General features: G+C 63.6%; 9 protein-coding genes. All 9 read right to left on the bottom strand.

The window, feature by feature from the left end; translation table 11 throughout:
* Nucleotides 1-77: 77 nt before the first annotated feature.
* A complete protein-coding gene (xylB, locus tag XpruCFBP8353_RS19725) occupies nucleotides 78-1,571 on the bottom strand; it encodes a xylulokinase (RefSeq protein ID WP_101364737.1) in 1,494 nt (497 codons plus the stop codon).
* Complete coding sequence (locus XpruCFBP8353_RS19720; RefSeq protein WP_101364751.1) at nucleotides 1,568-3,940, bottom strand: glycoside hydrolase family 95 protein; 2,373 nt, start codon at nucleotides 3,938-3,940, stop codon at nucleotides 1,568-1,570. The genes xylB and XpruCFBP8353_RS19720 overlap by 4 nt, the downstream gene beginning before the upstream one ends.
* A gap of 91 nt (nucleotides 3,941-4,031) precedes the next feature.
* Entirely contained in the window at nucleotides 4,032-6,935 is a 2,904-nt protein-coding gene (locus XpruCFBP8353_RS19715) for a TIM-barrel domain-containing protein (RefSeq protein ID WP_101364736.1), read from the bottom strand.
* A gap of 103 nt (nucleotides 6,936-7,038) precedes the next feature.
* Nucleotides 7,039-8,766, bottom strand: a complete 1,728-nt coding sequence (locus XpruCFBP8353_RS19710; protein WP_162301127.1) for a DUF5597 domain-containing protein — start codon at nucleotides 8,764-8,766, stop codon at nucleotides 7,039-7,041.
* An 11-nt stretch (nucleotides 8,767-8,777) separates the two neighbouring features.
* Nucleotides 8,778-10,694, bottom strand: coding sequence for a sialate O-acetylesterase (locus XpruCFBP8353_RS19705; protein ID WP_101364735.1), 1,917 nt, complete (start codon nucleotides 10,692-10,694; stop codon nucleotides 8,778-8,780).
* Nucleotides 10,695-10,800: 106 nt separating this feature from the next.
* Nucleotides 10,801-13,056: a cellulase gene (locus XpruCFBP8353_RS19700; RefSeq protein WP_101364734.1), complete on the bottom strand. Its 2,256-nt coding sequence runs from the start codon at nucleotides 13,054-13,056 to the stop codon at nucleotides 10,801-10,803.
* 111 nt (nucleotides 13,057-13,167) lie between these two features.
* Nucleotides 13,168-15,888 (bottom strand): TonB-dependent receptor, encoded by a 2,721-nt coding sequence (locus XpruCFBP8353_RS19695; RefSeq protein ID WP_101364733.1) that lies wholly within the window; start codon nucleotides 15,886-15,888, stop codon nucleotides 13,168-13,170.
* 339 nt (nucleotides 15,889-16,227) lie between these two features.
* The gene (locus tag XpruCFBP8353_RS19690; RefSeq protein ID WP_101364732.1) at nucleotides 16,228-19,164 is read right to left on the bottom strand and encodes a TonB-dependent receptor; all 2,937 of its coding nucleotides are present in this window, start codon (nucleotides 19,162-19,164) and stop codon (nucleotides 16,228-16,230) included.
* A 255-nt stretch (nucleotides 19,165-19,419) separates the two neighbouring features.
* The gene (locus XpruCFBP8353_RS19685; RefSeq protein WP_101364731.1) at nucleotides 19,420-20,391 is read right to left on the bottom strand and encodes a LysR family transcriptional regulator; all 972 of its coding nucleotides are present in this window, start codon (nucleotides 20,389-20,391) and stop codon (nucleotides 19,420-19,422) included.
* Nucleotides 20,392-20,509: the final 118 nt, after the last annotated feature.

The following is a 20,509-nucleotide window of genomic DNA, read 5'->3' as shown; positions in this document are numbered from 1 at the left end:
TTCGCGCCGATGTAGACGGTGTTGCTCATGATGTGTGACGTCCTTACTGCTGGGGGAGTTGTAGAAAAACGTGTCGATCAGCCGGCGTAGAGCGGGCTGACGACATGCAGGTGCTTGAGGAAGGTCTGGTAGTGCTGCTGATACTGGGCCACGCGCTGCGGGTCGGGCTGTGCGGCAAGCGCGTCGTCCGCCTGCAAATGCTCCAGCACCACATCCGCCAACGCGGCATCGCCACCATCGGCGCGCTCGCAGGCCCACAGCGCCTGCAGCGCGGCACCGAAGGCAGCGCCTTCGGGCTGGGTCGGCACCACCACCTGCAGGTTGAAGATATCGGCCACCATCTGCCGCCACTGCGCGCTCTTGCTGCCGCCGCCGGTGAGCAGGATGGTGTCGAACTGCAGGCCGGCAGCGACAAAGGCATCGAAGCCGTTGCGCAGGCTGTAGGTGGCCCCTTCCATCGCGGCACGATAGAAATGCGCGGCGGTGGTGTTGTGCAGATCCATCCCGAACAAGCAGCCGCGCGCGGCCGGCAAATCGGGAGTGCGCTCGCCGTTGAAGAATGGCAGCAACACCAGTCCGTCGGCGCCCGGTGCGGTGCTGGCGATCAAGGCTTCGGTCTGCTCGCGGGTGATCGAGAACATGCGCATCACCGCCTCGGTGGCGACAGTGCAGTTCATGGTGCAGATCAGCGGCAGCCAGCCGCCGCTGGAGGAGCAGAACGCGGCCCAGCGTGCGTCGTCGTCCACCACAGGGTGATCGGCGTAGGCGAACAAGGTGCCCGAAGTCCCCAGGCTCATGGTCAGGCGTCCAGGCACCACGTTTCCGGTGCCGATGGCGGCCATCATGTTGTCGCCGCCGCCGGTGGTGACGCGCACGCCGGCCGGCAGATTCAATGCCTGGGCAGCGGCATCGGACACTGCGTAGACCGCGCCGGTTTCCACCAGCGGCGGCAATGCATCACGCAGGTCGCGCTGCGCGTCGACCGCACTCAACATGCGCTCGGACCACTGCCGCGTACGCACGTCCAGCCAGCCGGTACCGGACGCATCGCCGACTTCGGCAAAGCGCTCGCCAGTGAGCCAGAAGTTGATGTAGTCGTGCGGCAGCATCACCGTGGTCATCGCTGCATACGCCTCGGGGCGATGCTTGCGCGTCCACGGCAGTTTGGAGGCGGTGTAGCCGGCCATGATCGGGTTGCCTGCAGCAGCAACACTGCCAGCCGCGCCACCGACGGCGTCCATGATTTCGTCGCATTCCAGCGCAGTGCTGGTATCGCACCACAACTTGACCGGCGCGGTGACGCTGCCATCGGCAGCCACCGGCACAAAGCCGTGTTGCTGGCCCGACACGGAAATGCCGCGCACACGTGCGCGCAACTGGCCGTCGAGCTGCGCGAAGCAATGCACGATGCCGTCGATCCACCACTGCGCCTGTTGCTCGCGGGTGCCGTCGTCGCGGCTGATCAGTTCCATCGGCGCGGCGATGGTGGCGACCACGGCGCGATCCTGCGGATCGTAGGCCACCAGCTTGACGCTCTGCGTGCCCACATCCAGTCCTACGTACAAGCTCATTGCATCACCAATCGGTTGTGATTGAGTCCCAGCTGCTGGGTGCGGCCTGCGCCCAGTTCCAGGTCCAGGGTCTGCCCAGCGTAGGACAGTTGATAGCGCCCGCCACGATCGCTGTGCAGGCGTGCCTGCTGCAAGCGACCGCCATCCCATTCCAGGTCCATGCTGGCGCCGCCGCGCACGCGCAAGCCGCGCACGCTGCCACGTGGCCACGCCTTGGGCAAGGCCGGCAGCAAGAACACGCTGCCGCCCCAACTTTGCAGCAACATTTCGGTAATGCCGGCGGTGCCGCCGAAGTTGCCGTCGATCTGAAATGGCGGATGTGCGTCGAACAGGTTTGGATAGGTGCGGTCAGGCGCCAGCAGCAATTGCAGGATGCGATACGCATGCTCGCCATCGGCCAGGCGGGCCCACAGGTTCAAACGCCAGCCCAGGCCCCAGCCGGTGGCGTTGTCGCCACGGATTTCCAGCGAGCGCCGTGCGGCCGCAGCCAGTTCGGGCGTGTCGCGCAGATTGATCTGGCTGGACGGATGCAATGCGTACAGATGCGAAACGTGGCGGTGATGGATCTCCGGCGCTTGCATGTCCCAGTCCTGCTGCCATTCCTGTAACTGCCCTGCCTTGCCGATGCGGTTGGGCGGCAATTGTTCGCGTAGGGAGGCCAGTCGCTGCGCCAGCTCCGCATCGACGCCAAGCAACTTGCTCATGGCGATGCATTGGGCGAACAGGTCGCGCAGCAGCTGCGCATCCATGGTGGGCCCGGCGCATACCGCCGCACCGAATGGGTGCCGATTTTCCGGCGACATCGACGGATTGGTCACCATCGCGCCGGTCTGCGGATCGCGCATCAACGTGGCAACGAAGAATTCTGCGGCGCCCTTGAACAACGGGTAGATCTTGCTGAGATAGGCGCGGTCGCGGCCGTAATCCCAGCGGTCCCACAGCTGCTGCAGCAGCCACACGCCGCCCATCGGCCACAGACTCCACTTGGCGCCGTCGATCGGGCCGGCCTGCCGCCACAGATCGGTATTGTTGTGTACCACCCAACCGGGCGCGTCGTAGATCGCCTTTGCGGTATGTGCGCCCGTCCTGGCCAGGTCGAACAGCATGGCTTCCAGCGGTTCAACGCACTCGTGCAATGCGTTGGCCTCGCTGGGCCAGTAGTTCATCTCGGTATTGATGTTGATGGTGTACTTGCTTTCCCACGGCGGTTGCATCAGGTCGTTCCAGATGCCCTGCAGATTGGCTGGCTGGGTGCCGGGCCGCGAACTGCAGAGCAATAGGTAACGTCCATATTGGTGATAAAGCGCGGCCAGTGCCGGGTCGTTACCTTCGGCGAACCGTTGCACGCGCACGTCGGTGGGCAACAGCGCGGCATCGCTGCTGCCGAGATCGATCGCCACACGCCGGAACAGGCGCTGGTGATCGGCCAGATGCGCACGCAACAGCGCCGGAAAATCCAGCGTGGCGGCCTTGCGCAGGTGTGCTGCGGTCAGTGCGAGCGGGTCGCCATCGACCGAATCGAAGCGTTGGTAACTGGTCGCTGCGCCGAGCAGCAAGACCACTTCATCGGCAGCGTCGATACGCAACCGGTCGCGCACCTGGCTGAGCTTGCCACCGCTGACCTGCGGTAGCACCCGCAACGCGAACCGCAGCTTGCCCTCGATGCCGGCAAAACTGCCGTTTCGACCACTGAACAGCAAACCGCACTGCTCCACGGTGACCTCGCCGCTTTGCGGGCTGTCGATGCCTACACGCAACGAAATACCGCCGGGGTGGTCGCACGACAGCCGGACCACGATGCATTGCGCTTGCGCGCAGACGAACACCTCGCGCCGATGCACCGCGCCGCCGGAGCGGAACGTGGTGGTTGCCACTGCAGTGTCCAGATCGAGCTGACGGCGATAGTCGCTGATGCCATCGGCGCGATCGAAATCCAGCAACAGATCGCCCAACGGTTGATACGGCATTTGCTTGAGCGGGCGCGAGAGCAGCTTGGCGTCGGCCAGTTTTTCGGCTTCTGCATAGCGCCCGGCGAAGATCAGCGCACGCACCTGCGGTAGAGCTGCCAATGCATCCGGGCTGGTGGAATCGTAGGGGCCGCCGGCATATAGCGTGTCTTCGTTGAGCTGCAGGCGCTCATGGGCGATACCGCCCCACACCATCGCGCCCAATCGCCCGTTGCCGACCGGCAGGGCTTCCACCCATTCTTTGGCCGGCTCGCGATACCACAGCTGCAGGGCATCGGCCGCCGCGACTGGCGGCAGCACGGCCTTCTTCGAAGGTTGCGCGGCCTGTGCAGTTGCCGGCACGGCGCCCAGGACCGCGATGGCGGCCCCGGTTGCCTTGCACAGCTCGCGCCGGGTCAGCACGGCCACCGCCGTGCTGCCTGACCGGAACCGCCCGCGCCTGCCTTGCGGCGTTCCGGCATCTGCTTACTCGTCGACTGAAGACAGCCTACGATCATCGACGAGGCGCTTTGCCGGACGCAATCTTGCGCTGCAACACGCTGACCGGTTTACCGTCGTACTGGATGCTGGTATCGCTCTTGGGCTCGAGCGCACCGGCATCGTCGCGCGGGCCGTCGACGAAGCGCACATTGATGGTGCGTTTGGCCTGCATGCCGGTCCAGCTGCCTTCGCGCTTGCCGATGCGCAGCTCGCCCTTGGCCTGGTTCCAGACCAGCGGGATGCGGCTGAACTCGCCGTTTTCGTAGCCGTAGCCCTTGCCGTCGTCCTCATACAGCGAGAACTGACCGTCGGCTCCGGTGTAGACCACCACGGTGAGCGGTGCGTCTGGCTTCTGGTCCACGTATTCCTGCACCGGGCCGCTCGGCACGATGGAACCGGCACGCACGAACAGTGGCATGCGTTCGATCGGTGCGGCAGCAATGATGCTCTGCCCGCCCGCGTAACGCTTGCCGGTAGCGAAATCCAGCCAGCTGCTGCCAGCTGGCAGATACACCTGCCGCGAGGTGGCGCCGAAGCGGGTCACCGGCGCGACCAGGAACGCCGGGCCGAACAGGTACTGGTCGTTGATGTCGCGCACCTTGGGGTCGTTCGGGAAGTCCATCATCATGCCGCGCATGATCACGCCATCGCGCTGGTAGGTATCGCCGGCCAGGCTATAGATGTACGGCAGCAACGCGTAGCGCAGGCGGTTGTAGTACACCATGCTGTCGTAGAACGGCGTGCCTTCCGGGGCGATGTTCCAGATTTCGCGGTACGGGAACTGGCCGTGCGAGCGGAAGATCGGCACGAACGCGCCGAACTGGAACCAGCGTGTATTGAGCTCGCGCCATTCCGGCAGGTGCGCCGGATCCTGGTCTTCATAGCGCTTCTCCACCGCAAAGCCGCCGATGTCGAAGGTCCAGTTGGGCAAGCCCGACAGCGCCATGTTCACGCCACCAGAGATCTGGTCGCGCATGTCGTCCCAACGCGAGACGATGTCGCCGCTCCATACCGCCACTGCATTGCGCTGGGTGCCGGCATAGCCCTTGCGCGAGAGGATGAACACGCGCTTGTCGTCGGCCGCGCGGTCGCCCACGTACACGCCATGCGTGTGCGGCAACGGGTAGGAATTGAAGTATTCGGTCGACGAACCCAGCGCGTTCGGCGTGGTGCGTGCCTTGCGCTCGGCGATGTCCAGGTTGGAATGCACGTCCGGCTCGTCGGCGTCCATCCACCAGGCATCGAAGCCCTTGCTGTTGAGCTTTTCGTTGATCTGGCGCCAGTACATGGCTTGCGCCTTTTCCGAGTAAGGGTCGTAGAACGAGTTCTTGTAGCCCTTGCCGATCCAGTCCAGCTCGCCCACTTCCACGTTGCGCTTGAACATGAAACCGGCAGCGTCCAGTTCCTTGTAGTTGGCAGTGGTGGGATAGAACTTGGGCCAGATCGAAATCATGATCTGCGCATGCATGTCGTGCACGGCCTTGACCATGCCATCGGGATCCGGGAAGTGCTTGGGATCGAAATCATGCGAGCCCCAGGCGTTTTCCGGCCAGTACGACCAGTCGAGCACGATGTTGTCCAGCGACAATTTGCGCTTGCGGTATTCGGCCACCGCGCCGACCAATTCGTCCTGGCTCTTGTAACGCTCGCGGCTCTGCCAGAACCCATACGCCCACTTGGGCAGCATCACCGACTTGCCGGTGAGCGCGCGGTAGCCGGCGACGGCCTGGTCGTAGGAATCGGCAGAGACGAAGTAATAGTCGATCATCTGCCCGGCTTCGGACCACAGAGATAGGTCCTTGGCTTCGGCGGCCGGCAGCGGATCGCGATGCAGCAGCGCGATGTAGCTCGGGTCGATCAGGTCCCACGCAAGCTTGACGGTGTGGCGCGTGCCCGGCTCCAGATCGAGCTTGAATTCGTGATTCCACGGATTCCAGTTCTGGCGCCAACGGTCGACGACCAGCTTGCCGTCCACATACAACTTGGCGTATTCGCTCGAATACAGCGAGAAGGTGTGTTCGCCACCGGTGAGCGCTTCGATTTCGCCCTCCCAGGTGACCTGCATGCGGCTGTTCTTGTCCTTGGTGATCGCCTGCTTCGGATACTTGGGCAGGTCGCTGAGGTACTGGTAGTTCACCTCGCTCTCGCGGCGCTCAAGGATCTGCTTGCCATTGATCGCATAGCGTGCGGTCAGCGCGCCGGCCTTGCCCTTGGCGTCGTACAACTTCAGTGTTTTCGGCAGCGGCTGCAGGCCGCGCGGGTCGCCCAGGCGGGTAATGGAGTTGTTGTCCCACAACAGGCCGTAGTGGCGACTGGACACCAGATACGGCACCGCCATGTCGATGTTGTTCTGCTGCAGCTCGACGTTACGGCCCCTCTGGTTCATCCAGCCCTGCTGGTGCTGGCCGAAGCCGTACAACGCTTCGTCATCGGGCGACTGGAAGCGCTGCCGCACGCTCAGGTACTGCTTGCCCTCCACTTTCAGCGGCACAAAGCTGCGCCCGCCGGCGACTTCCGACAACACCGGCTTACCGCTGGCATCGGCGAAACTGACATGGCCGTCGACGGTGGACACCGTGGCGGTGACCTTGCCGGTCTTCAGCTGCACGCTGTCGCCCTGCTCGGCAATCTGGAATGCGCTATCGCCCTGCACCGGCACGCGCATCAGGCTGGGGCTACGGGCGAAGTCGCCGTCCGGATCGGCGCTGACGCGGATGATGCCGCTATCGACCACTTGCAGGCGCACCGGTGCGGCGCCCTTGGCGCTCGGCACCACAGTAACGCCATCGGCGGCCTTGCGCACTTCCTGCGCATGCGCGGCATTGGCCAGCAGGGCCAGCGACAACGCCAGGCACTGGGCGAGCGGCGTACGTCGGTTGGCAGGCACGGTGCCGGCGGAACGGATGGTGGTTTGCATGGTCACTCCCTTGGAATTGCGGAACGTTGCCGCGGGGGCGGCAGCGCATGGGTGAGGTGAGGCGACGTCCTCGATACGGCCTGGCTTCATTATCCTGGCGCGCCTATTTGTAGGTCGCCAGTGTGATCCTGAGCAGCTGCGGCACGTTGGAAAAATTGACGCCGTAATCGGTCTGGTCGCCATTCCAGTTGCGCTGGAACTTCCAATCATTACCTTCGTAGACGCCTTCCTCGACCCGGTCGTAGATCAGGTTGGCAGTGGCTTCACTGGCCGGGTGCAGGGTCACGCGCACGTGGTAACCGGTGACCAGGAATTCGTCCGGGCCGAGCTCGGCGATCAACGCGGCGCCGATCGGTTCGGGGTTGCCCGGCGGATCGCCCTTGAACCAGAACTGCGGCACGCCGTAGGTGATGGTGGCGCTCCAACGGTCATTGAGCTTGAGCTCCTGTACGGCCTGGCCGGGCTCTTCGGCCGCGCCGTGCAGCTTGCCTTCGGACGCCGCCTTGGCGAACGGCCGCATGCCCATGCTGACCGCCTGGAAACCAAGCGCGAACGGCGCGAGCGTCTCTTCGTCCACATGCTTGGCACCGAGCGGATAGTTGGAATAGTGCGTGTAATCCATACCGAAGGCCGACCAGCCGATGCCGTTATGCCCTAGCGTGGGATACAGGTAGCGCGCGTATTCTGGGCGATTGCCGGTTTCGGCAACGAACAGCGCGTTGTCCGGGCGCGCGTAACGCTGCAACACCGTGGTGTACATGCGGTAATCCGGCATGTAGATGTCCGGTGCCAGCAGGTCGATATGCGGACCGGCCGCCTTCCAGACATCGAGCACGTTGTCGGTGGGGCCACCGCTGGCGTACTGGCCGGGCTGGCCCGGATTGAACGGGCCACGCAGCGCGGCATTGACGTACATCGGCAACGGATACTCGGCCTTGCCGGCTGCGACGACCTGGTCGATGTAACGGCCGATCGACCACGCATGGAAGATTTCATCGGCATCGGCGCCGAACACCTGCGCCCAGGTACCCGGCTGTTTGTTCAAACGTTTGATCAGCTCGTCCGGCACTGCACCGTCGAACAGCTTCTGCGCCATCGGCGAGAAGTCGCGCACGCTGCCGTAGGTGCCCGGCTCGTTCTCCGGCTGGATCATGATCACGGTGTGTTGCGGGTCGACCTTCTTCAGGTGCTGCATGAAGGCGACGAACGCCTTGCGGTCGGCATCCAGTGTGGCCTGCGCATGTGGCGACAGCGAACCGATCGACTTGCCTTCGCGCGTCACCACGCGCGGGAAGCGCTGGTTATCGGTCTTGACCCAATGCGGCGCGTACTGCGGGCCGTTGTTCTTCCAGGTTGCAAACCACAACAGCACCAGGCGCATCTTGTGTTCGCGCGCCTGGCCCAGCAGCGTATCGACGAAGGAGAAATCGAACTTGCCTTCTTCCGGCTCCACCTGTTCCCAGGCGATCGGTACTTGCACGGTGTTGGGGCCCAGCACCTGCATGGCGGGCCATACCTTGTCCAGGATGCCGGGATAGTTGCTGGAGTTGTTGACCTGCGCACCCAGGATCAGGAACGGCGCACCGTCGACCATCAACGCATGCTTGCCATCCTTGCTGACGAACTGCGGCATCGGCGTCTGTGCGGCTGGCGCCTGTGCAGTTGCCGGGTTTGCCACCGCTGTGGTTGCGGCAGGTTTGCCGGCATCGCCCTTGTCACCAGATTGGCACGCGGCCAAGGCCAGCGTCAGCGCGGACAGCAGCAGCGGACGCAGGCAACGCCGTGCGTTGGAGTGGGAGATGGCACCTGCAACGGGGGAATGCATGGACATAGGACTCCGTGTCACCAGGTATCGGTGCGGAAGGGGGAAACAGGAAGGGCGTCGCGATTGATCAGATTGGCGTCGTCCGGGTTCTCGCTCCAGCCGTAGCGCACGGCCACCGGTGCGGCCACTGCGTCGCTGCGCACGATCACGCGGTCGCCTTCGATCTGCGCGGTGGCCGGGTGAAAGTGTCGATCGGCGCCAGCAATGCGAAAGCCCTGCACTGCCCCACCGCCGCGCACTTGCAGGGCACTGCCCTGCAAATCGAAGGTCAGCACTGCTTTACCTCCGTCAAAACTCGCCCGCTCGAAGACCGGCGCGCTGAACACCAGCGTCTCGCCATAGGCCACATGCCGCGCCGCCAGCGCCAGACGATGACCAACATCGCGCTTGTTGGTGGGATGGATGTCGGTGGGGTTGCCGATATCGATGATCACCGCCTGCCCGGTTGCCGGCAGCACCAGCGTCTTGGACTGCGACTCGCGCAACAGCGCCCACGGGCTCAGCTCGCCCTTGTCGCCACCGGCCTTGAAGTTAGCCAGCTGCACCCACAGGAACGGCAGCGTTTTATCGCCGCGCTCGGCACGCCATTGCTGGATCATCGCCGCGAATTGCTCACGGTATTTCACCGCGCCAGTCTCGGTGGCATTTTGTTCGCCCTGGTACCAGATCACGCCTTTGACCGGGAACGGCTGCAACGGATGGATCATCTGGTTGTACAACAGCGTAGGCAGCTGATTCTTGTTGTCGGTCAGCGACACGCGCACTGCTGCAGGGCGAAACTTCCAGCCGTTCAGCGCGCGCCTGGCGCCATCGCTGGTCTGCACGAAGCGCTGCTCGTCCGGTCCGTGCATGCCGCCACCGCCACTGAGGTCGTCCACGCGCACGGCGATGTGGTTGACGCCGGCATGCAAGGCAGAGGCAGGCACGGTGTAGACGCGCGGCAGATTCCATTGCTTCTCGGTGCTGCCCACCTGCTGGCCGTTGACATAGGTGATGTCCGAATCGTCGACCTGCCCCACGCCCAAGGTGATGCCGGCCTTGGCCTCGGCAGCACTGAGCGTCATCGTGGTGCGATACCAGGCGATGCCGTCCATGCCGTCGTAGCCACTGGATTCCCATTGCTTGGTGACCGGGATGCTGTCCCAATCGCTGTCGTCGAAGTCGGAGTCGCGCCACTGCGGCATGTCGCCATCCACCTTGGGCCAGCGTGCGATGCGCTTGCCGGTGGCGGCTTGCGCAGCAGCGTCGCGTTGCTTGATCGCCTCGATCGCGCCCTGGTTCTGATCGGCATTCAGGCCCAACGAGGCGGCATCCATCCACGCCTCGATCGCGCTGCCGCCCCAGGTACTGTTGATGATACCGATCGGTACGCCGGTGCTGGCGCGCAGTTCCTTGGCGAAGAAATAGCCGACGGCAGTGAATTCGCCGGCGTTGCCAGGCGTGGCAGCCTTCCACTCGCCACCGGTCAGGCGCGCCTCCGGCTGCAGCGACCACGATTTAGGCACCTTGAACTGCCGCAGCTGCGGATCGTTGGCCGCAGCCACCGCCTGCGGGCCGTCGCTGGCCTGGGCTAACGGCCATTCCATGTTCGATTGCCCGCTGGCCAGCCACACATCGCCGACCAGCACCTCGCGCACCTGCACGTCGCCGCCGTCGCCCTGCACTCGCAGCACATACGGACCACCGGCCTTGTGCGCCGGCAGTTTGACCTTCCATTGCCCGGTTGCATCGGCCTTGGCGGTGGCGCGCTTGCCGTCGAAGCTGACTGTGATCGCGGCATTGGGCGTAGACCAGCCCCATATCGGCATCGGTTGATCGCGCTGCAGCACGGTGCCATCGGCAAACACCAGCGGCAGCGTTGGCAATGCCCAGGCGGTTGGGCTGACCAGCACCAAGCCCAGCAGGCAGCCACGACGAACGAGAGAAGCGGTCATGCAGTGATCTCCAAAGTCGGCGCAGCCAGGCCGCACACGGCGATATGACGGCCAACAGCGCCGTACACGGTAAGACAGCGCGATGATGTGCGCAGCGACGCCTCGCTCATCGTGGATCCCCATAGAAGATGCCACGGCCACCGGTGGCGAAATACACACGGCCAGGAAGACGTGGGTCGCCGGTCACGCGATATGGTTTGCCAAAGCGATGTGCATCGTCATTGATGCGCAACCAATGGGCGCCCTCGTCATCGGAGCGGAAAATGCCATCCACGCCCGACACGCGCCCGGCCAGATACAGGGTCGGTGGCGCCTCAGCACGCAACGCCTTGCCGATGCCCAACGAACGCGCTTCGTCCGGCCTGGAAAGCGTGTGCAATTTGCCGTTCTGCCAACGCATCACCCCCAGCGTGGGACTCGCCAGATATACAACGCCCGCACGCCATGGATCGGGCCGCAGTTGCGGGCGCGCACGTTCGTCGCGTGCCGGGCTGCCGATCTGCTGACCGGTATCGCGGAAACTGGCCGCGCCATCGGTGCTCTCATACAGGCGGCCGCTGACGCGATCGCCCGCATACCAACGCTGCGCATCCACGCGGTCGGCCACCACAACCGCGGTGTCGGGCAAGCCCTGCACGCGCTGCCAGTGCTTGCCGAAATCGGCGGTGCGCCACACACCGCCTTGCTCCGGCGCCCACACCACTTGCGATGCATCGGCGGCAATGGCAATGGTGCCTGCTCCCTGCCCGCTCGGCGGTTCGCTGGCGAAGGCGCTCCAGTGCGCGCCGCCATCCTGCGATACCAGCGCGCGGATCTCGTTATTGCGGCGATCGCGCACGGTGCCGCTGCGCACCACCCACTGTGGCGCCTGGCCCGCAGCATCGATGCTCTCGCCATTGGTCAGGCGCGGGCCGAGGTACTGCAGTTGTGCGGTGTCCAGCGCGTCGTGCCGAAAGCCATCGATATCGCCGAGCGCACTGAGCAGATGTGCACCGGCCATCGGGCTGAGCAGATCCAGTGGCACGGTTTCTTCCAGCCCACGGTCCTGGAACCACCACTGCAACGGCTGCTGGCGTGCAGCGAAATCCTGCAGATTCCGCGAGGCCCAGATGCCGTAACCGGTGACGAACAGGGCGTGGTTGCTGTCGAATGGGTCGATCGCCAGCGCGCCCATCCAGTGCGGCGTTGCGTGCGCGGTCCACGGCGCGGCGCTGTGATCGAACTGCGCGTTTGCCAGCAACGGCGTCCAGCGGCGCCCGCCATCGTTGCTGCGGAACAATTCATCGCGCGGGGTGCGGCGGCGGAAGGTGCTGGCCAACAGCACCTGCGGATGTTGCGGATCCACCGCAACGGCGCCCCAGCCGAAACCATCGCCACTGGCCGGTTGCGGGAGTGGGCTGATCTCACGCCAACGGCGCTCCGCCGCGTCGTAGTTCCATAGCGCGCCACCGGCCATCAAATCCGGGCCAGGCTGATCGCCATAGCTCAGATACCACTGCCCATCGCTGCCGCCGACCATGTGGTTAGGACGCAATCCGCTCGGTTGACCCGCCACCGCCGACCAGGTGCGGCCGGCATCTTCGGAGACATACAGGCTGTTATGCGCGGTGGAAATGCCAACATAGAGACGCGGCGTCGGACTGCCAGCGCGACCGCTGGCGGCATCGAACACGACAAAGGCGATCCCCACCGCCTGTTCGCGCCCGACATGGTTGCGCGCCGTGGCGCCTGCAAAGGCATCGGCAGGAAATGTCTCCACCCGCGCCCAGTGCGCGCCGCGATCGTCGCTGCGCCACAGGCCTGCATCACGTGAGCCGAGCAAGAGCACACGGCCATCGTGCGGGTCCACGGCCAGCCGTTCGCCATTGGCACGGCCTAATTGGTTGCCACCGAGCTTGAACGGCAGCTCGGCGCGCTCAAAGCTTTTGCCGCGATCGAACGATCGCAGTACCGCTGCATTGCCGGCGCGTTCGTGCATGTAGGTGCCCGCGGCCAGATACAGCGCGTTCGGATCGGCAGGATCGACCGCGAAGGCGTCGATCCCCATCAGATTCCAGTCGTCGGCGCCCAACCAGTCTGTCAGCGCCACCCACTGCTGCGCCTGCGCATCCCAGCGATACGCACCACCGACATCGGTGCGTGCATAGGCAAGATCGCGTTCGGCGGGATGAAACAGTACTCCGGTGACAAAACCGCCACCGCCAATGGCAACACTGCGCCACTGATACGGCTCCAGCGTGCCGGGCTTGGCCGCAGATACGTCGGACGTCATGAAGAACAACACAAGCATCAGGCACACAGCAGTCAGCCACGCCTGTGCAGAAAGGTGGCGCTTAGTAGGCGGATCGATCACAACGATCATTCCTCCGGCTCCCCTCGCGATCGATGACCTGGTTATCGATAGGAAAAACGCCGGTCCAACGAGCTGCCTGCACAGCTCGCCGCACCGGCGACGCACTTCCTACGGCGCGTTCTACAGGCTGGCCCGCAACGTCAGGCCATACCGACGATCGTTGATCACGAAATCGCGGTAGCGCGACTCGGTCCCCAGATAGCTTTCGCGACGGGTATCGAGCAGGTTTACGCCATCCAGCGAAATCGACCACACAGCATTGATGTTGAAACGCAGCGAGGCATCCAGCTGGCCGAAGCCCTTGTTGTAGACCGGCAGATTGCCGGTGCCGTTGCCTGCGGTGGTCACCAGCCAGTCGCTACGCCAGTTGTAGGCCACACGGCCCTGGAAGCGCGAGGTTTCGTAGCTGAGGATCGCGTTGTAGCTGTTCTTGGACAGCCCTTCCAGCGGCACCGTCAACGACTGGCCATTGGTGTCGGTGGCAGTGGGGCTCGGCGCCTCGCTGTCGACATAGGTGTAGTTGGTCTGCAGACCGAAGCCGCTCAGCCAGGCTGGCAGGAAGTCGAAGAACTGCGTGTAGCCCAGTTCCGCACCGCGGATCTTGCCGGCATCGCCGTTGACCGGACGGGTGATCTGCCACACCTGGCCGTCGTACACCTCGTTGAAGACGGCGTTGGCGATGAAGCCTTCCACCTTCTTGTAGAACAGGGTGCCGTACATCATCGACCCCTGGCCGAAGTACCACTCCAGCGCGGTATCGAACTGGTCGGCCTTGACCGCTTCCAGGCCCGGGTTACCGGCGGTGCCGGTAAAGGTCGAGGCGCCGTTCGAGCTACCGGTGCTCAGGCTCAGGTTCGGGTTGAGCTTGTCGAAGGTCGGGCGCGAAATACCGCGCGAGGCGGCAAAACGCCACTGCAACTGATCGCTCAGCATCCAACGCAGGTTCAAGCTGGGCAGCACGTCGGTGTAGGTCTGCTGCGCATCCACCGGAATCAGGCCGCCACCTTCGGCATCGGTGCCGGTGCGCACGCCCTGCGAGCCCACTTCGGTCCGTACCACGCGCACGCCGATGTTGCCATCGAACGGAATGTTGCCATCCACGCCGAAGCGCAGCACGCCGTATGCCGCGTAGGTCTTCTCGTTCTGCGTATTGATGTTGTTGGGCGCAAAGTCCAGCGGGCTGGCACCGAAGGCCGCCAAGGTCTGCCGATAGTTCGCCACTGCGGCATCCGATGCCGTCAGGGTCGGCCCGAAGGCATGACCTTCACCGCGGAAGAAGTCGGTGATCGGATTGGTCACCACGCCGACGCTGGGGTACTGCGAAAACGGTGCGCCCGCGCAGTTGTTGATGCACATGAAGCGGTAGATGTTGCCCTTGGTTTCGGCATCACGGTCGGTGTAACGCACACCGGCCTTGAAGCTGCGCACGAAGTCGCTATCGAAGGCCAGATCCATATCGGCACGCCAGGCGAATTCGGTGCCCGTGTTGTCGTCCTTATTGTCCAGGTGATAACGCCAACCGCTGTAGTTGTTGACGTCGGCCAGATAGCCTTCCGCGCCGCTGGCATCGGTCACCGACAGGCGTGGCAGATCGCCACGGAAATCGACATTGAACTGCGGGCTGGTGGTCTGACCGGTGGACAGGATGTAGCGCGTGCCGGTGGTGGTGGCATCCACGTACTGGAAGTCGGTACTCAGGGTCAGCTTTTCGTTGACCGTCCACTTGGCGCCCAGCGCGTAATCGGTGGTCACCGAATGCCGCTCGGTCAGGCTGGTGTTGGATTCGGTCGGCACATTCTGGAACGAGCCGTTGACGAACTCGTTGCGGTTGTTGACCTGGATGCCGGGCAAGCCCTGCATCGGGTTGGCACCGGTGAGCGCGAAGAACGAGTAATCGTGCCAGCTGAAGTCGTAGTCCGAACGCAGCACCTGCGTATACACCTCAACTGCATCGTTCGGCCGCCACTGCATCGCAAACGCACCGGTCTTGCGCTCGCGCTCGCCGACGGTGGTGTTGATGCCGGCGCCGTGCGGCACCGACACGCCCTGGCCTTCATAGCCCGGCAGATCGGTCTGCGTGTACCACGGCTCGATCGAGATGGTGTCCTGGCGGAACGGGCTCTTTTGCTGCGAGTAGTTGACCAGGATGCCGATCTCGCCGATGCCGGTCTGCCAGCGATCGCTGAACAAGCCCGAGAACGCCGGCTTGCCGTCGTCGGCGAGGTCGTAATCGTTGTACTGCACGCTGCCGGCGATCTTGCGGCCGTCGTAATCGAACGGCAGACGCGTGCGCAGGTCGACGGTGCCGCCCAGGCCACCTTCGATCATGTCGGCCGACGGATTCTTGTAGACGTTGACGCCGCCGAGCAATTCGGCAGAGACGTCTTCGAAGCTCAGGCCACGGCCGTCGTTGGCGGTAAAGATGTCGCGGCCATTGAGTTCGGTGCGCACCTGGGTCAGGCCGCGGATCGCGATCGAGCTGCCTTCGCCATAGTTGCGCGAAATCTGGATGCCGGAGATGCGCTGCAGCGCCTCGGCCACGTTGTTGTCGGGCAGTTTGCCGATGTCTTCGGCAACGATGGAATCGACAATCTGCTCGGCATTCTGCTTGACCAGCTGTGCTTTGGTGACGCTGCTGCGGGTACCGGTGACCTGCACGGCGTCCAGCTGTTGTGTCGTCGAATCCGATGCCGGCGTAGCAGTGGTGGTCGCATCCTGCGCATGGGCCTGCGCGCTCAGCAGCGTGGCCACACTGATGGCCATCACGGAGCGGCGGAAATCACGGATCGAACGCTGGCCCACAATCCGGCCTGCCGGAATGTGGCGATGTTGCACTGACATGGTGCTCCCTCCCAGGACGCATGTACTTCTAGTTTTTAGCGGGCCTGTGCGTGAACGCACTCCCCGTCGTTGGTGCTGGCTTGGCATCCGCCTCCGACAAGGGCCGGGGCTGCGTGGATGCGATGTAATCCCGAGTGGGCTTACCTGGTAGCAACGGCCGGAGCATAGGGCGCGGCCGTCATGCCAGACCAATGAAATATTCCTGGAAAGGTATTCGCTAAACCTATAACAACACTAGAAAACCCGGTAACTCTGGCATCGCAAGGCCAGAGCGCCGGGTTAGGCGTGGCGGGCTCAACTCTGGGAGCCCGCGCACGTTGACTGCGTGATTGCGCACACTTACCAGTTCATGCGCAGCACCAACGAGTAGCGCCGGTCGTTGACGAGCCAGCTGCGTGTGTACAGATGGTTGTCCACCTCGCCTCCGGTATAGGACGTCGGCCCCATCAACACCTTGGTCACTGTGTTGGTCAGATTGTTGGCCTGCACGCCGAGCTGCACATGCGGAGTGAACCGATAGAATGCCGAGGCATCGAGTTGGCCGTAATCGTCCGACCAGGTCGGCAACTTGGTCGAGACGTCGCTGGCGGTCAGCAGGTAACGCGAACGCCAGTTGTAGGCCAGGCGCAGAGAGAGCGGTCCCTTCTCGTAGATGCCGGCAAGGTTGTAACTGCGCCGCGACAGACCCTCCAGCGGCAGGCTCACACCCGTGACGGTGGTCTGCGTGTACGGGTCGGTGGCCGTGTTTACGCCGCCGCTGCTGTCGACGAAGGTGAAGTTGGCATTGACGCCGAAGCCGCTCAACCAACCTGGCCAAGAATCAAAGAACTGCGTATAGCCGTATTCGAAACCGCGGATACGCCCCTTGTCCATGTTGTACGGACGCGTCACCAGCCAGTCCTGCCCACCGTAGTTTTCGGTGACCGTCTGATTGGAGAAGTAATCCTTGACGCTCTTGTAGAACAGCGTCAGGTACATCATGTCGCTGGTGTCGAAGTACCACTCGAGCGCGGTGTCGTACTGGTTGGCCTTCATCGGCTGCAGATTCGGATTACCGGCCGTACCGGTCCACCTGGAGACTGTGCCATTGGACTCGGTGTTTGCCGCCAGCAGCAGGTAAGGCTGCAACTGGGTGTAGTCCGGACGTGCCATCGCCTTGGACGCGGCGATGCGCCACTGCAGTGCATCGGAGAATTTGAAGCGCATGTTGAAGCTCGGCAGCACGTTGGTATAACTGCCCTTGGCATTGTTGGCGAAATACTGCCCGGTGTACTGCTCCCGCAGCTCTTCCGAACCCGCGCTTCCCGACAGGTCGGGGAACTGGCCGTAGCCATTGGCCTCGGTCCTGGTCTGCACGATGCGCACGCCGATGTTGCCGTCTACCGGCACGCCCAGCGCGTCGTCATTGCCGAAGTACAACACCGCATAGGCGGCTTGAGTGCGTTCGAACTGGCGATTGATGTCCTGCAACTGATACTTGTCCGGCGCCCAGCCCGATCCGCGCAGCGCCACGATCTGCTCGATCATCTTCGAGGTGCCGGCGTAATCCTTGACCGCAGCAGTGCTCGGAAAGTACAGGCTGTTGGGCACATCGATCTTGCCGCGGAACAGATTGGAATACGAATACAGCTGCGAGGAGCTGGTCATGTAGGTGGCCAGATCGGCCAGGCCGGTCCCATTGGCGGTACCGGGAATCTGCGCCCAGTTATCGCTGATCACGCCCCAGTTGTAGCCGGAGTTCTTGTTGATCTGGGTGCGGTCGGTGGCGCGGATGCCGGCACGGAACGTGCGCAGCCAGGAACTGTCGTCGAACGCGTATTCCAGGTCGAAGCGCGTGGCCAGCTCGCGGCCGCGATTCTTCGCCAGATGGTCCATCGCCGCACTCCAGAAATAGTTGGAGGGGTTGGTGATGTAGGTGCTGTCGGCAATCGCCACCGACGGATATTTGCCGCTCAGATCGACATTCAGGCCCGGCAGATAGATCGAATCGAACAGGGTGAAGTCCAGCGAATCACTCTCCGAGCGCACCAACTGCATATCGCCGCGCACGGTGAGGTTGCTGGTGAGCTTATGGGTGAAGCCGCCAGACAAGTCCGAGGTGGTCGTGCTCTGCTGCGAGTAGCGGTTGTTGGTATAGAAGCGCACGCCATCGTTGCCGGTGACGTTGCCACGCCAGGAACTGGACGTCGGCGCGCCGCTGACGAAGCGGCCGTCGGCATCGTAGCTAAACTGGGTACCGGGCGCCGGCGCAATCGCGTTGGTGTCGTCGTTGAAAAACGCTGCGCGCTCCTGCCAGTTCATGTCGTAGCTGGAGCGCATGTATTGCACATAGATCTCGGTGTCGTCGCTGGGACGCCACTGGAACGCGCCCGCCACGCCGTTGCGCTTGCGCTCGAAATCGAGCTGGCGCCAGTTGACGCCACCGGGCACATAGACCTTGTCGAAGTTGGTGCCCTCCAGCAGCGCCGCATCGGTGCGACGCACGAACGGCTCGACCTGGATGCCATCGCTGCGGGTGGCCAGTTCCGAATGCGCCACGTCCACCATCACGCCCATCTCGCCGAGGCCGGTATTCCAGCGATCGCTGAATAGAAACGAGCCCGACGGCTTGTAGGTCTTGCTGAAATCGCCGTAGTTCTCGTCGGCGGTAACGCCGATCACTCGCCCCGGCTGGTCGAACGGCATACGCGTGCGCAGGTTGACCGTGCCGCCAAGACCGCCTTCGATGATCTCGGCCGACGGATTCTTGTAGACGTCCACGCCCGCCATCAGTTCGGCAGGGACATCCTCGAAACTCAGACCACGGCCACTGGCGGCGCTGAAGCTGTCGCGGCCATTGAGTTCGCCGCGCACCTGGGTCATGCCGCGAATCATCACGCCGCTGCCTTCGGCAGAAAAATGGTCCGGATCGTTACGCGCCATGAAGTGATCGATGGTCACGCCGCTCACCCGTTGCAGGGTTTCGGTGACGCTGCGGTCCGGCAACGCGCCGATATCCTCGGCGCTGACCGAATCGACGATCTGTTCGGCATCGTGCTTGATCGACTGCGACTTGATCAGGCTGGCGCGCACGCCGCGCACTTCGACCGCATCCAGGTCGGTGGCGTTGCCCGCACTGCGCGAGGAGGCATTCTGGGACGACTGCGTCTGCTGCGCATAGACCGGCGCAGCGAGCAAGAGCCCGATGCTGACGGCCATGGCGGAATAACGCAACGAAGGCAAACGACGGGCGAGCACGCCCGTACCTGCCGAGGCATGGCTAGAACACTGGTACATCTGAATCCCTCCCAGGACGCAAGACGATTGAAACGGGTTGTCGCGGCACAGACGCGCCGCGTGATCACGCAAAAAACGGGCGATGTCGCCCGTGATTTCCCTATGGCAAGCGGCTTGGCCGCCGATCGCGTGCCCGACGTTACGTGCGCTTCAGCGTGCGATCTCGCTCAGAGATATAGGCGTGCAGCGCACCGCCAGCCAATGAAAAATTCACAAGCTGCTATTCCAAGGAGGAATAGCAATGGAAGAGCTTGGTCAGACAGGGGATTCTGGGCCGCGCAGAGCGGGATACAAACGTCGGGCAGTGGTACGCAACGCCTGCAAAATGCGCTCGGCACCCGGCGGCAGGATGTAATCGCGCCGACGGATGATGCCGAACGACTCCATCCGCACACCCAGTTCGATCGGCAGCACGGTGAGCAATTTGGCCTGGATCAGCGGCGCCACCGATTCCACCGGCAAGGCGGTCAGCATGTCGGTGCCGCGCAGCAAGGTCGAGGTCACCGGCAGCGAGGAGGTTTCGATGGCATTGGTCGGCGTCTGCACGCCATGCTCCATGAACATCGAATCCAGCCGCGCACGCAGCACGCTGTCGGCTGGCGGCAAGATCCAGCCATACCGCACCAGATCGGCATGCTGCAGGCCGGCGCGGCTGGCCAGTGGGTGGCCGGCGCGCGCAATCACCGAATGCGGCTCGTCGGCGAGTGGTTCGAACTCCAGTTCGCCCACCCCTTCCGGCCCCAGGATGCGGCCGATCACGATGTCCAACTGCCCATCCAACAACTTGGCCACCAGCGGGCGGCTGTAGTCCATTTCCACCCGCACCAGGATGTCCGGGAACTCGCGCTTGACCTCGGCGATCGCTTGCGGAACCAGGTTGGTGCCCGGATTGACCACCGTGCCGATCGAGGCCTGGCCCATGCGCCCGGCGCGCAAAGCGGCGATTTCTTCCTGCGCCCGGCCGATCTCCGACATCGCTGCGCGCGCGCGCCGAATCAACACGTGGCCATACCAGGTCGGCTCCACGCCGCGGGCGTGCCGCTCGAATAATTTCACGCCCAGCATGTCTTCCATTTCCGCCAGCAGCTTGGACGCCGCCGGTTGCGTCATGCTAGCGGCCTCAGCCGCGCGCAACACCGAGCGCTGTTCGTGCAAATGCAGCAGTAGCAAGAGCTGGCGGGTCTTGAGCCGGGCGGCGTTGAACCAGGGAGTACTGGAATTTGCCATAGCGTGCGGTTGCGGCCGTGTATTCGTCGGAGGAATAGAATATGCCGAAAATTTCATTTGCAGCACATATCTCCCCGCGCGAGGCTATCGAACGCCGCAGCAGGAGTTCCTACCTCCC

It is taken from the genome of Xanthomonas prunicola, from assembly GCF_002846205.1.
GTDB lineage: Bacteria > Pseudomonadota > Gammaproteobacteria > Xanthomonadales > Xanthomonadaceae > Xanthomonas > Xanthomonas prunicola.
The sequence above is the reverse complement of the archived record's forward strand: the minus strand, read 5'-3'. Positions and strand labels throughout refer to the sequence as shown.

Coding starts and splice junctions, on each gene's coding strand:
- xylB (WP_101364737.1), bottom strand. CDS start 1,571: ATGAGCTTGTACGTAGGACTGGATGTGGGCACGCAGAGCGTCAAGCTG.
- XpruCFBP8353_RS19715 (WP_101364736.1), bottom strand. CDS start 6,935: ATGCAAACCACCATCCGTTCCGCCGGCACCGTGCCTGCCAACCGACGT.
- XpruCFBP8353_RS19710 (WP_162301127.1), bottom strand. CDS start 8,766: ATGTCCATGCATTCCCCCGTTGCAGGTGCCATCTCCCACTCCAACGCA.
- XpruCFBP8353_RS19705 (WP_101364735.1), bottom strand. CDS start 10,694: ATGACCGCTTCTCTCGTTCGTCGTGGCTGCCTGCTGGGCTTGGTGCTG.
- XpruCFBP8353_RS19700 (WP_101364734.1), bottom strand. CDS start 13,056: ATGATCGTTGTGATCGATCCGCCTACTAAGCGCCACCTTTCTGCACAG.
- XpruCFBP8353_RS19695 (WP_101364733.1), bottom strand. CDS start 15,888: ATGTCAGTGCAACATCGCCACATTCCGGCAGGCCGGATTGTGGGCCAG.
- XpruCFBP8353_RS19690 (WP_101364732.1), bottom strand. CDS start 19,164: ATGTACCAGTGTTCTAGCCATGCCTCGGCAGGTACGGGCGTGCTCGCC.
- XpruCFBP8353_RS19685 (WP_101364731.1), bottom strand. CDS start 20,391: ATGGCAAATTCCAGTACTCCCTGGTTCAACGCCGCCCGGCTCAAGACC.